We start from the raw sequence: 14,618 nt of genomic DNA, 5'->3' as shown, positions 1-14,618 counted from the left end.
GCATATTATAAAAAATAATAGTATAATTATTCCATATAAAAAAATGAAAATGAAAAGAGGTATGTTATGAACTATAAAAGTACGAGAGAAATTAATCCCAATAATGTAAAAAGTTCTACTTTTGCGGCACTTCATGGACTTTGTGAAGATGGAGGATTGTATATTCCAGAAAAATTGCCAGATGTAAAATTGACTTATGATGAATTAAAAGACTTATCTTATCAAGAAATTTCAGAAAAAATTATAAAATTATTTTTTACAGAATTTTCAGAAAAAGAAATAAAAACTGCCATAAATAATGCCTACAACAGCACAACTTTTAACGACAAAAACATAGTTCCAGTTCACAAATTAAATGACAAAGTGAGCTTTGGAGAATTATTTCACGGAAGAACACTGGCGTTTAAAGATTTAGCTTTGTCACTTTTCCCATATTTACTTCTTTTGAGTAAGGAAAAACAAAAAGAAGACAAAAAAATCTTAATTTTAGCGGCAACTTCTGGTGATACTGGAAAAGCGGCACTTGAAGGATTTAAGGATGTTGATGGAATTAACATTGTCGTTTTTTATCCAAAAAATGGAGTTAGTCCAATGCAGGAAGAACAAATGAGAAAACAGCTTGGAAACAATGTGGAAATCGTTGCGATTAATGGAAATTTTGATGATGCTCAAAGCGCTATAAAAGTGATTTTTTCAAGCGATGAATTTAAAAAATATGCAAATGAACACGATGTTATGTTTTCAAGTGCAAATTCAATTAACATCGGAAGATTATTCCCGCAAATTATATATTATGTGACAACTTATGTAAATTTGGTAAATGCTGGAACAATTAAAGCTGAGGAAGAATTTAATGTAGTGGTTCCAACTGGAAATTTTGGAAATATCTTAGCAGGATTTATTGCAAAAAAACTTGGAGTACCAATCAAAAAATTTATTTCAGCTTCAAACAAAAACAAAGTTTTAGCTGACTTTTTCCAAACTGGAACATATAATAAAAACAGAGACTTTTATGCAACAAATTCACCATCAATGGACATTCTTCTTTCATCAAACTTTGAAAGATATTTATATTATGCGTTAAATGAAGACAGCAAGAGAGTAAGCGAGTTAATTAAAAACTTGCTTTCAGGCGGAAAATTGTCAGTAAGCGACAAAGAACTAGAAAATATTCAAAATGAATTTTACGGAGAATTTGCAAATGATGAAGAAACTGTAAGTGCGATTAAAAAAATTTATGAAAATTACCACTATTTAATGGATCCCCACACAGCCGTTGCCTATTCAGTTTACGAAAAACTGGATGAAAAACATCTGGACAAAGACATTCACACTGTAATAATGTCAACTGCTCATCCATTCAAGTTCCCAGCTCCAATTGCAAAAGCGTTGGGAATTGATGATACAAAAGAACCTTATGCAATTTTGGATGAAGTCTCAGAAATTACTGGAGTAAAATTTCCTGAAAAATTGACTGAAGTTAGAAATTCTGAGATTAGATTTTCAGATGTGATTGATAAGGCTGATATTCAGAAATTTGTGAAAAATTATATAAAAAATTTGAAATAATTAAATAAGTTTATTAAATAATTTGAAAATAAAAACTGTATATGAATAATTAATAAATAAATTCAATTACAGTTTTTATTTTTTATTTTTTTTATTTTATTCTATATCAATTCTACCTTCCAGCGATTTTCCAAGCGTTAAAATATCGGTATATTCAATATTTCCGCCAATTGGGATTCCACTTGCAATTTTTGAAACTTTTATATTTTTTCCTTTTAAAATTTTAGTCAAATATAAATTTGTCGTTTCTCCTTCCAAATCTGGATTTAGAGCTAAAATAACTTCCTTGACAGAACCATCTAATCTATTAATTAAATTTTTTAAATTCAAATCTTCAATAGTTATTCCATTTAGCGGGTCAATTTTTCCACCTAAAACATGATAAAGTCCAAAATAAGTGTCCGACTTTTCAAAAGCAATCACATCTCTTACACCTTCCACGACACAGATAACATTTTTATCCCTTTTATCGTCTGAACAAATTTCACAGATGTCGTTTTCTGACAGATTTCCGCAAATTTTGCAGTGCTTAATTCCAGAATGTGAAGTTTTAATTGTATTTAGCATTTCATCAATTTCATTTTCACTCTTTTCCAATATGTCAAAAGCTATTCTTTGTGCACTTTTTCTTCCAATTCCAGGAAGTTTCGCAAAGACATCTATCAAATCATCTAATTTTTTCATTTTTTTACTTTTCTCCTTAATTTTTAAAAATTTTTATAATTTTATCACTAATATATTTTGAAAATTATTCAATTCATTTTCTATTTCAGAAGTTGCTAATATTTTCATAGTAACTCTGTCGGAGTAGTTTTTTTCCAATATTTCAATTTTATATTCATCTTTTTTGCTGTTCAAAAAAAGTTCTATCTCTGAAGTATATTCATATTTATAGTCTATTATAAATGTTGATTTTTGTATATATTCCACAATTTCGGCTTCATTTACAGCAAGTTTAGCTGTTTTGGCATAATTTCTGATAAGTCCTCCAGCTCCCAATTTTATTCCGCCAAAATATCTCGTTGCGACAATTGCCACATTGTAGACATCTAAAATATTTAAAATTTCAGCCATAGGTTTTCCAGCAGTATTTGAAGGTTCTCCGTCGTCGTTGTATTTAAAATATTCCTGTCCATTTTCAATGACACGGTACAAAGGAACATTGTGAGTAGCGTTTGGATGCATTTTTTTAATTTTTTCTATGAAATTTTCACCTTCCAAAACTGTAGTAATAGGCTTAATATAACCAATAAATTTAGATTTTTTTTCTTCAAATTCGATTATAGTTTCTTTTTTTACTGTTTTCATTTTAATTCCTTTAACCAATTATTAATTAATTATTATAATTATTAATTTTTAAGATATTATTTATTTATTTGTTTGTTTTTGCTTCAGAATCTCTCAAAAGTTTTGCAACCTTTGTATCTTTTAATTTTTTTCTGTAAGTTTCATAAACTTTTTCATCTTTAATTGTTGCAGAACCTATGTATAGCAGTGCGTAAAGTGTCATCTCCCCATCTTTTGTAAATTCAAATTCTTTATCTTTCGCTTTATTAGAAACATTGTTTATATAGTAATCCAGCGCTTTTAAGATTCCATCATTTGCTGAAATTTTTTCGATGGTGTTAGTTTCCACAAGAAGTTCTAAATTTCTGTAAATATCGTCTGTCAAAGAAAATTTTTGTTTATTTTTTTCATTTGAAAAATATTTTAAAATTCTTTTAAATTTTTCCACATTTTTATCAATTTCTTTTGTAGAATTTCTAATTGTTTTATTAATTTCATCCAGACTTTCTTCGAAATTCATATTTTGATTGTCATTTTCATCGTCATCGTTAGCAATTCCATTTATAATTTCGCCCGTATTTTCATCATAAAAAGACCCAAATGGCAAATCATCAGAGCTGTTTGGTAACTTCTCATCTCTGTAATTTTCAATTCCAGAATAGACAAAGTCCAGTAAATCCATAACAGGAGTTCCATTATAAATTTTTTTTAGTTCATCTTTGTATCTTTTTTCATCTTTCTTTTTATTAAATACGGTATACAAATTCACTTTATTAAGCAAATTATCAAATTTTTCGTTATATTTTTCACCTTTTTCCAAGTATTCTTTTGCCTTGTTAAAGTCTTTTTTATCAGAAAACATGTACCCATTTGCAATTAAATCGCTAACATAAAAATTTTTATTATCTTGTGCGTAAAGATTTTGCAATTTTTCCATTTTATCATCAAAATCTTCAGAAAAATCATCTTTTATTTCATAATCTAACTCGATAGTTTTATCAATTATTGTTTTATTAACTCCAATTTTAGAAAGTTTATCTTTAATATTTTCAGCTCTTGTATAAGCCAAAGCGTTTAAACTAATTATAAAAAATATTAAAAGTAAAAAATTTTTTTTCATTTTCCCTCCATCTAATCAATTAATTAATTAAAGTTATTTAAACTCAAATTTATTTATTAATATTATTTTTTAATTATCTCATAAATAAATAAAATTTATTTTGTTTTATTTTGTTTTATTTTATTTTTATTGTAACATTTTATCCAAAAATTTGCTATCTTTTTCAGTTTCTTCTTTAATTTTTGACGCAACCCAAGTGTCTTCCAAACTAGAAATATTAACTGCTTTTTTTAGTTCATCTGAAATTTGCTCGTTCATTAGTACAACATTAAAATATAATATAACTTCTGCACGAAGATTATAATTTTTTACTTCATCGCTGACTTTTGTAGTATTCACATTTTTCAAATATTCTGATACAGCTTTTTCAATTTCACCGTTATCGTAATAATTTCTAATTTTGTTCAAAAAATATGTAAGTCGCATAAAGTGATATTCTTCATCTGAAACTCCTATTTTTTCTCTATCTTTTTCTTCCTTCAGCAAATTTAGAACTTTTTCAGTTTGGATTTGTTTTTCTTCAAAGTTATTTATTGTAAAAAGTTTTGCTAATTCAATAATTACAGGAGTATTTTTGTAAGTTTTAGAAATTTGGTTCATATAATTTTGGAAATTTGAAACTTCACCGTTATCGAGTGAATAGATCATTTTTGAAAAAATTTTTTCATATTCATATGGTGTATATTTTATAAATAAATTCAAATAATGTTTATAGTTTTCTCCCAATTTTTCTCCAAAAATCGTAATTAAATCCTGTGAGATTATATAATTTCTCTCATCTTTACCAAAAAGTTTTTTTAATTTTTCAATTCTTTGCGAAATAATTTTTTCGTCATCTTCAAAATATTGTGTATCCCTTATTTCATAGTTAAGCTTTATTGTTTCGTCAATAATTTCTTGTTTTATCCCTATTTTTGACAAAGTGCTTTGAATTTTTTCTTTTTGTGTAAATCCATAAATTTTTATATTCATTAAAAAAACTGCTAATATTAGAAAGAATTTTTTCATTTTTATCACATCCCAGAAATTTTATGTATTGCACTATAATTATATCCTATTTTTTTTAAATTCAAAATTTTTTTATAAAAATAAATTAAAATTCTTGAAATACTAAACAGTTGTAAATAAAAAAATAAAAAGGGAAAAAGTTATAAAACTATTCCCCAAAAATAATTATTATTTTAATTTTTAAATTTTTTAAAATTAGAAATTAACTATTCTCCAACTCTTTCTACTCTTAATGTATTAGTTGTTCCTTCTTTAGAAATTCCAGTAACTAATACTACTAAATCACCTTTTTTAGCTTCTTCGTGATTAGCTGCAATTTCTCTTGCTTTTGCAAAAAAGTCATCAGTTTTATCTAATCCTTTTTCTACATAAGCTCTAACTCCTCTTACTAATGCCAACTGTCTAGCAGTTTGTTCATTGTCAGTTAATGCGATTATAGGTACAGTTGGTCCATATTTTCTAATCATCTTAGGAGATCTTCCTGTTTTTGTCCAACATACGATTAATTTAGCATCCAATGATTGTGTAGTACTTACTGCACCGCTTGAAATTGCTTCTGTAACAGAAATATCTGCTCCTGGAGTTTCAACTGGTTTGAATTTTTTAAACTCATCTGTTCTTTTTGAAATAGTAGCCATCATTTTAACAGCTTCTACTGGATATTTACCTTTTGCTGATTCTCCTGATAACATAACAGCATCAGTACCGTCTAAGATAGCGTTAGCAACGTCTCCTGCTTCTGCTCTTGTAGGTCTTGGGTTTCTAATCATTGAATCTAGCATTTGTGTAGCTGTAATAACTGGTTTTCCAGCTTTATTACATTTTCTGATCATCATTTTTTGCATGAAAGGAACTTCTTCAGCAGGAACTTCTACTCCTAAATCTCCTCTTGCTACCATGATTCCATCACTTAATTCCAAGATTTCATCGAAGTTGTCAACACCTTCTTGGCTTTCAATTTTAGGAATAATTTGAATATTTTTTCCGCCATTATCATCTAATACTTTTCTTACTTCGGCAACGTCAGATGCTTTTCTTATGAATGAAGCTGCTACAAAGTCTACACCTTGTTCACAACCAAATTTCAAGTCAGCAATGTCTTTTTCAGCTAATGCTGGTAAACCAACTGAAACATCTGGCAAGTTTACACCTTTAGTTTCTCCTAATTCTCCAGTATTTGTAACAACACATTCAACTTCTCCAGCTTCTTTGTTGATAGCTTCAACTTTTAATCCAACTAAACCATCATCTAATAAAACAGTACTTCCTATTTTTAAGTCGTCTATGATTCCAGGATATGAAACTGAAAATTTACTAGCATTTCCAACAAAATCATAATCTGTTGTCATAATTACTTTTTTACCAGTTTCTAGTAATACATCTTTCCCACCTTCTAATTTTCCTGTTCTGATTTCAGGACCTTTAGTATCTAATAAAATCCCTATTTCTTTACCAGTTTTCTTCATAACTTCTCTGATGTTTTTGATTCTTTGTCCGTGTTCAGCAAAATCACCATGAGAGAAGTTTAATCTCATTACATTCATTCCGCTTTCTACCAATTTTGTAAGCATTTCTACACTTTCAGTTTTTGGTCCAATTGTACAAACAACTTTAGTCATTTTAATTTTCATTTTGTCTTTTCCTCCTAAAAAATATCTTTCATTGTCTTTATATCAATGAATCCTGCAAAAACCACAGGAAAATTCATTTACTAATATTATAGTGATAACATATTTGCTATTACATAGTCGGCTGAAGATGCCTTTGAATAGTTTTCCCAAGCGTAAGATAATTTGTGAGTTGTAACTTCTTCACTTTGAATTCCAACCATCAATCCACCTTTTCCTTCTTCTATTAATTCAACTGCTTTAACTCCTAATCTTGTTGCTAGAATTCTATCAGATGCTGTAGGTGCTCCACCTCTTTGAATATGTCCTAATATAGTTACTCTTATACTTGTATCAACTTTTTTAGCCAATTCGTCTTTAATTTGCACAACATTTCCTACTCCTTCAGCAACAACGATTATATCGTATAATTTACCCTCTGAACGTCTTTTTTTGATTACTTCTGCCAAGTCATCAATTGAACTTTCAGTTTCTGGAATCATAACTCCACTTGCTCCACCTGCTATTGCAGAATAAAGAGCTAAATCTCCACAGTTTCTTCCCATTACTTCTACTAAATATGTTCTTTCATGAGAAGTAGCAGTATCTTTCAATTTTGAGATGGCATCCAATATAATATTTAATGCTGTATCATAACCAACTGTATAGTCAGTTCCAGCTACATCATTATCAATAGTTCCTGGTATTCCGATTGTTTTAATCCCATGTTCTTCATACAAGTAATGTGCACCGTGGAATGAACCGTCCCCGCCGATTACAACTAGTCCGTCAATTCCATACTTCTTCAAATTAGCTGCAGCTCTTGCTCTAACTTTAGGATCTTTAAATTCTGGAAGTCTTGCTGATAGTAGAATTGTTCCTCCTTTATCAGCAATTCCGCTTACATCTAACAATGTTAATGGAAAGATTTGATCTTCAAGCATACCTTTATATCCTCTTCTTATACCATAAACTTCCATTCCTTTGTTTATAGCGGCTTTAGTAACGGCTCTTATAGCAGTATTCATACCTTGTGAATCTCCACCACTTGTTAATATCGCAATTCTTTTCATTATAGTTACTCTCCTTCTAAAACGAGTTTTATTTTTCTTACCTTTACAATTTAATATTATCATTTTTGATTTTGAATGTCAATACTAAAATAATTTTTTCTGTTTTTTTAATATTTACGGTATTTTTATTAATCCTATGAAAATAGGAAATGTTGTTTCAAAAAGTTTGACAAATAAAAGAAAATGTAGTAAAATATTTTTACGCTTAGAATTGGTGGCTAATACCAAATATAGCGAAAAAAATAAAAATAATGTGGAGGTGAACTTAAATGTTTGCAGTAATTAAAACAGGTGGAAAACAGTACAAAGTAGAAGTTGGAACTGTGTTAAAAGTGGAAAAATTAGCAGCTGAAGTTAATTCAGAAATCGAAATTAAAGAAGTTCTTATGGTAGGAGAAGGTGACAATGTAACAGTTGGTGCTCCTTTTGTAGAAGGTGCAAAGGTTGTGGCAACAGTTAAAGAACATGGAAAAGGTGAGAAAAAAATCAACTTCAAATACAACAAAAAAACTTATTACAGAAAAAAAGGTCACAGACAACAATATACAACTATTGAAATTAAATCAATATAATTAGTTTTTAAAGAGAAAAATGATAAAGATAAAAATAAAGCGAAAAAAAGATAGAATTGTGTATTTTAAAATTAGTGAGCACGCAGGTTATGCTGATCGCGGTGAAGATATTGTGTGTGCAGCAGTTTCATCTGTTTCACAGATGGCTTTAAATGGAATTTTAGAAATTTTGAAGTTAAATGGTAAAATAAAATATGAAATAGATGAGAGCGGAAAGTTAATTTGTGATTTGCAAAATTCTAATTTAACAGAGGAAGAATTTAAAAAAGTCGACATTTTGACAGAATCAATGTATTCTTATTTGAAAGATATTGCATATGAATACAAAGAATTTGTAAAATTTGAGTAAATTAAAAAATTAGCGAAAGAATAAACAAGGAGGTCAGAAATGATATTAAAATTAAATTTACAGTTATTTGCCTCAAAAAAAGGACAAGGTTCAACTAGAAATGGTAGAGATTCAAATCCTAAATATTTAGGAATTAAAAAATATGATGGAGAAGCTGTAAAATCAGGAAACATTATCGTAAGACAAAGAGGAACTAAATTTTATGCAGGAACTAATGCAAAATTAGGAAAAGATTACACTTTATTTGCAGTAGCAGATGGATTTGTAAAATTTGAAAAATTTGGAAAAGGTAAAAAAAGAGTTAGTATTTACCCTGAAAGAGTTGAAGCATAAATAAATTAAATAAAAAAATAAACTATCTCGTACAATTGATTCGAGATAGTTTTTTTATATTCATTTACTTATAAAAAAATTTTATTATAAATCTACTGTTTAAATGAGAAATGGTATTATTAAAAAAACTATTTATACATTTCTTCTAATTTTTCTTGTACGTTTTCATCGTTTAAATAGTCGTCATATTCCATTTCTTTCTCAAGAATTCCTTTTGGTGTGATTTCGATTATTTTGTTTGCAATTGTCTGAATAAATTCATGGTCGTGTGTCGTAAATAAAATTGTTCCTGGGAATCTTTCCAGAGATTTATTTAATGAAGTGATACTTTCCAAATCCAAATGGTCGGTCGGATTATCCAAAAGTAAGACATTGGCATTCGATAGCATCATTTTTGACAGCATACATCTAACTTTTTCTCCTCCTGATAAGACTTTTGCTTTTTTTGTAGCTTCTTCACCAGAAAATAGCATTCTTCCTAAAAATCCTCTCACATATTCTTCGTGCTGGTCATTTGAAAATTGTCTTAGCCAGTCAATTAGCGATAAATCCACACCTTCAAAGTATTTGGAATTGTCTTTTGGAAAATAACTTTGAGAAGTTGTAACACCCCATTCAATTTTTCCTTCATCAGGCTCAATTTCTCCGGCTAAAAGTTGGAAAAGAGTAGTTTTGGCAATATCATTATTTGATAAAATTACAACTTTGTCACCAGTATTTATTGTAAATGAAATGTTATCAATGACTTTTTCCCCATCTACAGTTTTTGATAAATTTTCCACTTTTAACATGTTGTTTCCAGCTTCACGCTCAGGTTTGAACTCAATATACGGATATTTACGGTTTGAGATTTGCATATCTTCAAATTGTAGTTTTTCTAATTGTTTTTTACGGCTAGTCGCCTGTTTTGATTTTGAGGCGTTGGCAGAAAATCGAGCAATAAAGTCCTGTAATTCCTTTTTCTTTTGTTCTAATTTTTTATTTTGGTTTCTTATTAATTCTTGCATAAGTTGATTTGATTCGTACCAGAAATCATAGTTTCCGACAAACATTTTAATTTTTCCGTAATCAATATCGGCAATGTGAGTACAAACTTTATTTAAAAAGTGTCTGTCGTGTGAAACAACTAAAACTGTCGTATTTTCCAAATCCATCAAAAAGTCTTCCAGCCATTTTACAGCATGTAAGTCAAGTCCATTTGTAGGCTCATCCAATAATAAAATATCTGGATTTCCAAAAATTGCCTGTGCTAATAGCACTTTTACTTTTTCTGGCTCCGTCAATTCTTTCATTAATTTATGATGCGATTCGGCATTGATTCCAAGTCCAATTAAAAATTTTTCAGCGTTTGTTTCTGCGTCCCAGCCATCTAATTCAGCAAATTCCCCTTCCAGTTCAGTAGCTAGATTTCCATCTTCTTCGGTAAATTCTTCTTTTGAATAAAGTGCTTCTTTTTGTTTCATGATGTCGTATAATTTTGTATGTCCCATCATTACGACATTTAATACTTCTTCATCTTCGTAAGCGAAGTGATCCTGTTTCAGAAAAGATAATCTTTTTCCTTTGTCTATAATAACTTCTCCTGAAGTTGATTCCATTTCTCCTGTTAAAACTTTTAAAAATGTAGATTTTCCTGCTCCATTTGGACCAATTATTCCATAGCAGTTTCCTTCTGTAAATTTTATGTTTACTTCGTCAAAAAGTTTTCTTGAACCAAATTGAACTGATAAGTTACTTGTAGCTATCAAATAAATTCCTCCCTGTTAATATTTTATTTTATAATTAGTTATATTATATCAAAAAAAGTGCTTAAAATAAAGAAAATTTTAAATTTTGTAATAAATTACTTTATTTTTTTTGGAATAACTGATAAAATAAGAAAGAGAAAAATTTTTGAATGAAATTTAAAATTATAGATAAATTATAGAAAGGAAAATAAAAATGGATAGCAGTTTTAAATTTTTAAAAGGGGAAAAAATGTTACATCCGACAACTGGAATAACATTGGAGTATTTGGCAAAATCTGATGCAGTATGCATAGTTTTGTTTAATGAAACTAAAGAAAAAGTGATTTTGGTAAAACAGTATAGACCTGGACCAAAAGGCTATATGGTAGAAATTTGTGCTGGACTGATAGATCCGGGGGAAAACCCTGATGAAGCGGTTTTTAGAGAGCTTAGAGAAGAAACGGGATATGTTAAGGAAGATTTAACGGATATAAAAAAATTGCCGCATGGACTTTATGTATCTCCAGGATATACGACTGAAAGTTTGCATTTTTACGGCGCAAGATTGAAATCCGACAAAATTAAACCAAAAGAGCTGTCACTTGACCACGGAGAAGACTTGAAAGTTTTGTGGGTCGATGTGAAAGACATTTTGAATGTTACACGGGATATGAAAACTGTACTTGCGGTAACTTATTTTTCAAAATTATAAATAAAATTTAGTTTACAAAAAAAGAGAGGTGCTGGATGAAAAATGTAAAAAATAAAGAAAATTTTGAAAAAGATTTTGAAGAAAGTTTAGAAAATAGAAAAAATAAAGAAAGTAGTGAAGAGAGTAAAAAAAGTAAAGAAAATTTAGAAAATTTTCAAAATTCAGAAATTTCAGAAGAAGATGTAGAAAAATTAAAAAAAGAAATTAGAGAGCGTATTTCGGACGATGAAGAAGTTGAAGAAGAAGAGGAAAGATTTTCGCCTGAGGAAATGGCGCAGGAAATCCAGAAAATTGAAACTGAAAAAGAGCTGGAAGAGTATTTGGATGACAATCATTCGATTGATGTTGCAGAAAGTTTTGAAGAACTTAAAGACGATGAATTAATAAGAATTTTTGAGCTTATGAGCGATGAAAATAAAGCGGGAATTTTGGAACAGGCGGATGAAGAGCTGCAAACTAGAATTATAGATTTACTTTCAGATGAAGAAGCAATTGATATTTTAAGCTATATGTCACCAGACGATGTTGCCGATATTCTGGGATTTATTGATATTCAAAAAAGTAAATCGATACTTAATAAAATGAAGCGTTCACAAGCAAATAAAATAAGAGAGTTATTGGGTTATGAAGAGGATACCGCTGGAGGTATTATGACGACTCAATACATAGCATTTAAAGGAAATCTCGAAGTGAAAGATGTCATGAAAAAATTAAAAGTGATTGCTCCACGAACTGAAGTTATAGAAACGATTTTTGTGACAAACAAAAAAAAAGAGCTGATAGGCGAAGTAGATTTAAGAGATATTTTAATTTCTTCTGATGACACAAAATTAGTGGATATTATGGACGATAATCCCAAATATGTCTATGTCGAACAGGATCAGGAAGAAGTGGCAAGGCTAGTTTCAAGATATGATTTAAAAGTAGTTCCAGTTACAAATCACAAAAAAATTATTTTGGGAATCATTACGATAGATGACATAATAGATGTAATTCAAGAAGAAAATACAGAAGATATTTTAAAATTAGGAGGAGTTTCGGAAGAAGAAGAAATTTATTCAAGTTTTTGGTTTTCAGTAAAACAGAGACTCCCGTGGCTTGTAATAAATTTAGGAACAGCTTTCTTGGCATCGTTTGTTATAAAATTATTTTCAGGAACTGTGGAAAAAGTAGTTATCTTGTCATCAATAATGACAATTATTAGTGGAATGGGTGGAAATGCAGGGACACAGGCACTTTCAGTAACAATTCGGGCATTAGCATTGGGAGAAGTCGATTTTAAAGATACAATAGGAATAATCGCAAAAACTTTTTTGGTTGGAGCAATTAACGGAGCGCTTTTAGGAATTTTGTGTGGCGCAATAATATGGGCATTTTGTGGAAATTTTTATATGGGTCTTATTGTGTTTTTAGCGATGGTAGGAAATTTAGTAATCGCCTGTATGATAGGTTTTTTGATTCCAATTACACTAAAAGCGATGAAAATTGATCCAGCGATGGCATCAGCTGTCGTGCTCACAACTGCGACAGATTGCTTTGGCTTTTTGATTTTTTTAAGTTTGGCAACGGTGTTCTTGAATAGATTAGTTTAGAAAAAGGAGAAAATTGTGATAATAGTTTATATATTGATATTTTATGTTTTATATTTTATTTTTAGAAAAATATCAGAAAAGATAAAATATAAATCTGAAAAATTGGAAGAGTTAGATGGGGAATTTATATTTACATTTATAAATCGGATTAGAAAAAAAGAAATTTATTTTAACATTAATGAAGTTACTATGGCAATACTTACTAGAATGTTTATAAAAAGAGGAACTTTTCAGACTATGAATTTTAGAATTTTTTTGGTCGATGGTTATAATTTAAGACTTAGAAAAAAACAGGATTGTCTTATATTTTTAAAAGCGTGCCGAAATAAAAGAAAAGAACTTTATCAAAAAATTTTGGAAATGATACCGGCGGGAGCAAGTATAATTACTATACTAGAAAAGGAATTGGATAATTTTGAAAACTAAATTTTAAGAAAGGAAAAAAATTACTGTGGGTGTGTTAGAGTTTTTTAGAAAGAAACGAAAAGAAAGATTGATTATCTGCTTTTCAAAAGATAAAACGGAAGAGAAAATTTTAAAAAATTTTTTTGAAGCATACGCTGATAAAATAAAGTCAGTTACTAATGAAGCTGACAAAGAGATAACATCAAAGACAAAAAAGTTTTTTTTAGTTTTAAAAAATGATAGAAAATTGTCAATTCAAGTAAATCCAAGTCCCAAATATATTTTGGAAACTGAATTTTTTATGGAGCTGTTTTTAGAAAAGTTAAAATTTGAAACTTTTAAAAATTTGAATGAAAAAGAAATTTCAAAATATACTAGAATATTGATAGCCGTTGAAATGTTAAATAAAAATAAAAGAGACGATGATGAACTTTTAAGAAAAAAAGTAACTGAGTTTTTTTACGGATTTCAAAAATTTTTAATAGCAAAAAGATTAAAACATTATCATTATGACAAAAAAAATCTTGTGCGAGATGAAGAAAAATGGGATTTTTCAGATTTTATTCCGCCACTTTCTGAAAAAATGTTTGAAAATTTTGAGCAGACAAAAGAAGATGCTGACAGAATGGAAAGAAATATAAAGTTAATGGAAAAAGATAAAATGCCGTTTTACGATAAAATGGAAGTGAATATATCTGAAAAAGATGTAAAAATAAGAAAAAAATGGGAAATTATAAGAAAAGTTGTGGCAATTGTCATAACTAGAATTGCATCGCAGACATTTCTTGAGAAAAAAGAGAATATGTTAAAAAATTTGAATGATATAATTGGGATTTTTGAGAAGAAATATCAGTTTAAGGAATTTTTAACAAAGCGGGAAAGAGAATTTTTGGAAAATAAAAAGGAAAATTATCAATTAAATGTGGAGTTTTATTTTAGACTGGAAACGGCGCAGACACTTTTATGGGTTTTGTCCATTGATAAATTGCCAGATTTAAATAATTTTTCTGATTTGGCGGAGATAATTGAGATTTTAGAAAATGAAAATTTAAAATCATTTGCAAGAAAGTGTGAGATTCGTTCCAAAAATCAGATTTTGGATGTATTAGATTATATGTATCGATTAAATTGGGCGAATGTTGAAATAAAATTAAATGGTTACAGCAGAATTGTAAATGAAAGTATTTTATATTTTACAAGATTGGGCCTTGAATGGGTGGTTCAGAGTGATATACCAATGGAAGAAATAGTTATTCATACATAA

Annotated in this window: 15 protein-coding genes; 8 read left to right on the top strand and 7 right to left on the bottom strand. The window is 28.9% G+C overall.

What is annotated here, in order from left to right:
• Positions 1–66 precede the first annotated feature (66 nt).
• Positions 67–1,569 carry a threonine synthase gene (gene thrC, locus BCB68_RS09500; RefSeq protein WP_094080561.1) on the top strand — a complete coding sequence of 501 codons (1,503 nt, stop codon included), beginning with the start codon at positions 67–69 and terminating at the stop codon, positions 1,567–1,569.
• Between the two features lie 96 nt (positions 1,570–1,665).
• Here thrC and recR read toward each other — a convergent pair whose 3' ends face one another.
• The 6 genes from recR to pfkA form a co-directional block, all read right to left on the bottom strand.
• Positions 1,666–2,253, bottom strand: a complete 588-nt coding sequence (recR, locus tag BCB68_RS09495; RefSeq protein ID WP_094080560.1) for a recombination mediator RecR — start codon at positions 2,251–2,253, stop codon at positions 1,666–1,668.
• 33 nt (positions 2,254–2,286) lie between these two features.
• Positions 2,287–2,877 carry an IMPACT family protein gene (locus BCB68_RS09490; protein ID WP_094080559.1) on the bottom strand — a complete coding sequence of 197 codons (591 nt, stop codon included), beginning with the start codon at positions 2,875–2,877 and terminating at the stop codon, positions 2,287–2,289.
• Positions 2,878–2,941: 64 nt separating this feature from the next.
• A complete protein-coding gene (locus tag BCB68_RS09485; RefSeq protein WP_094080558.1) occupies positions 2,942–3,976 on the bottom strand; it encodes a hypothetical protein in 1,035 nt (344 codons plus the stop codon).
• Between the two features lie 126 nt (positions 3,977–4,102).
• A complete protein-coding gene (locus tag BCB68_RS09480) occupies positions 4,103–4,984 on the bottom strand; it encodes a hypothetical protein (protein ID WP_094080557.1) in 882 nt (293 codons plus the stop codon).
• A 206-nt stretch (positions 4,985–5,190) separates the two neighbouring features.
• Entirely contained in the window at positions 5,191–6,615 is a 1,425-nt protein-coding gene (pykF, locus tag BCB68_RS09475) for a pyruvate kinase PykF (protein WP_216639346.1), read from the bottom strand.
• A gap of 86 nt (positions 6,616–6,701) precedes the next feature.
• Positions 6,702–7,664 (bottom strand): 6-phosphofructokinase, encoded by a 963-nt coding sequence (pfkA, locus tag BCB68_RS09470; RefSeq protein WP_094080556.1) that lies wholly within the window; start codon positions 7,662–7,664, stop codon positions 6,702–6,704.
• A gap of 269 nt (positions 7,665–7,933) precedes the next feature.
• Here pfkA and rplU point away from each other — a divergent pair, with 269 nt between their 5' ends.
• The 3 genes from rplU to rpmA are packed head-to-tail and all read left to right on the top strand — an operon-like array spanning position 7,934 to position 8,918.
• A complete protein-coding gene (gene rplU / locus BCB68_RS09465; protein WP_094080555.1) occupies positions 7,934–8,236 on the top strand; it encodes a 50S ribosomal protein L21 in 303 nt (100 codons plus the stop codon).
• 19 nt (positions 8,237–8,255) lie between these two features.
• The gene (locus BCB68_RS09460) at positions 8,256–8,585 is read left to right on the top strand and encodes a ribosomal-processing cysteine protease Prp (RefSeq protein WP_094080554.1); all 330 of its coding nucleotides are present in this window, start codon (positions 8,256–8,258) and stop codon (positions 8,583–8,585) included.
• A gap of 39 nt (positions 8,586–8,624) precedes the next feature.
• The gene (gene rpmA, locus BCB68_RS09455; protein WP_094080553.1) at positions 8,625–8,918 is read left to right on the top strand and encodes a 50S ribosomal protein L27; all 294 of its coding nucleotides are present in this window, start codon (positions 8,625–8,627) and stop codon (positions 8,916–8,918) included.
• 128 nt (positions 8,919–9,046) lie between these two features.
• On the opposite strand, the gene BCB68_RS09450 is transcribed toward rpmA, so the two are convergent.
• Complete coding sequence (locus tag BCB68_RS09450; RefSeq protein WP_094080552.1) at positions 9,047–10,666, bottom strand: ABC-F family ATP-binding cassette domain-containing protein; 1,620 nt, start codon at positions 10,664–10,666, stop codon at positions 9,047–9,049.
• Between the two features lie 193 nt (positions 10,667–10,859).
• On the opposite strand from BCB68_RS09450, the gene BCB68_RS09445 reads away from it, so the two are divergent.
• From BCB68_RS09445 to BCB68_RS09430, 4 genes are read left to right on the top strand one after another with little or no spacing between them, the layout of a single operon-like run.
• Positions 10,860–11,357 carry an NUDIX hydrolase gene (locus BCB68_RS09445; RefSeq protein ID WP_094080551.1) on the top strand — a complete coding sequence of 166 codons (498 nt, stop codon included), beginning with the start codon at positions 10,860–10,862 and terminating at the stop codon, positions 11,355–11,357.
• Positions 11,358–11,392: 35 nt separating this feature from the next.
• Complete coding sequence (gene mgtE, locus BCB68_RS09440) at positions 11,393–12,949, top strand: magnesium transporter (protein WP_094080550.1); 1,557 nt, start codon at positions 11,393–11,395, stop codon at positions 12,947–12,949.
• 15 nt (positions 12,950–12,964) lie between these two features.
• The gene (locus BCB68_RS09435; protein ID WP_237048625.1) at positions 12,965–13,375 is read left to right on the top strand and encodes a hypothetical protein; all 411 of its coding nucleotides are present in this window, start codon (positions 12,965–12,967) and stop codon (positions 13,373–13,375) included.
• 25 nt (positions 13,376–13,400) lie between these two features.
• The gene (locus BCB68_RS09430; RefSeq protein WP_094080548.1) at positions 13,401–14,618 is read left to right on the top strand and encodes a DUF4272 domain-containing protein; all 1,218 of its coding nucleotides are present in this window, start codon (positions 13,401–13,403) and stop codon (positions 14,616–14,618) included.

Source organism: Leptotrichia sp. oral taxon 498, from assembly GCF_002240055.1.
Classification (GTDB): Bacteria; Fusobacteriota; Fusobacteriia; order Fusobacteriales; family Leptotrichiaceae; genus Leptotrichia; species Leptotrichia rugosa.
The sequence above is the reverse complement of the archived record's forward strand: the minus strand, read 5'-3'. Positions and strand labels throughout refer to the sequence as shown.

What these genes read in the sequence shown, in the direction of transcription:
- thrC (WP_094080561.1), top strand. Translation starts at nt 67, where the DNA reads ATGAACTATAAAAGTACGAGAGAAATTAATCCCAATAATGTAAAAAGT.
- recR (WP_094080560.1), bottom strand. Translation starts at nt 2,253, where the DNA reads ATGAAAAAATTAGATGATTTGATAGATGTCTTTGCGAAACTTCCTGGA.
- BCB68_RS09490 (WP_094080559.1), bottom strand. Translation starts at nt 2,877, where the DNA reads ATGAAAACAGTAAAAAAAGAAACTATAATCGAATTTGAAGAAAAAAAA.
- BCB68_RS09485 (WP_094080558.1), bottom strand. Translation starts at nt 3,976, where the DNA reads ATGAAAAAAAATTTTTTACTTTTAATATTTTTTATAATTAGTTTAAAC.
- BCB68_RS09480 (WP_094080557.1), bottom strand. Translation starts at nt 4,984, where the DNA reads ATGAAAAAATTCTTTCTAATATTAGCAGTTTTTTTAATGAATATAAAA.
- pykF (WP_216639346.1), bottom strand. Translation starts at nt 6,615, where the DNA reads ATGAAAATTAAAATGACTAAAGTTGTTTGTACAATTGGACCAAAAACT.
- pfkA (WP_094080556.1), bottom strand. Translation starts at nt 7,664, where the DNA reads ATGAAAAGAATTGCGATATTAACAAGTGGTGGAGATTCACAAGGTATG.
- rplU (WP_094080555.1), top strand. Translation starts at nt 7,934, where the DNA reads ATGTTTGCAGTAATTAAAACAGGTGGAAAACAGTACAAAGTAGAAGTT.
- BCB68_RS09460 (WP_094080554.1), top strand. Translation starts at nt 8,256, where the DNA reads ATGATAAAGATAAAAATAAAGCGAAAAAAAGATAGAATTGTGTATTTT.
- rpmA (WP_094080553.1), top strand. Translation starts at nt 8,625, where the DNA reads ATGATATTAAAATTAAATTTACAGTTATTTGCCTCAAAAAAAGGACAA.
- BCB68_RS09445 (WP_094080551.1), top strand. Translation starts at nt 10,860, where the DNA reads ATGGATAGCAGTTTTAAATTTTTAAAAGGGGAAAAAATGTTACATCCG.
- mgtE (WP_094080550.1), top strand. Translation starts at nt 11,393, where the DNA reads ATGAAAAATGTAAAAAATAAAGAAAATTTTGAAAAAGATTTTGAAGAA.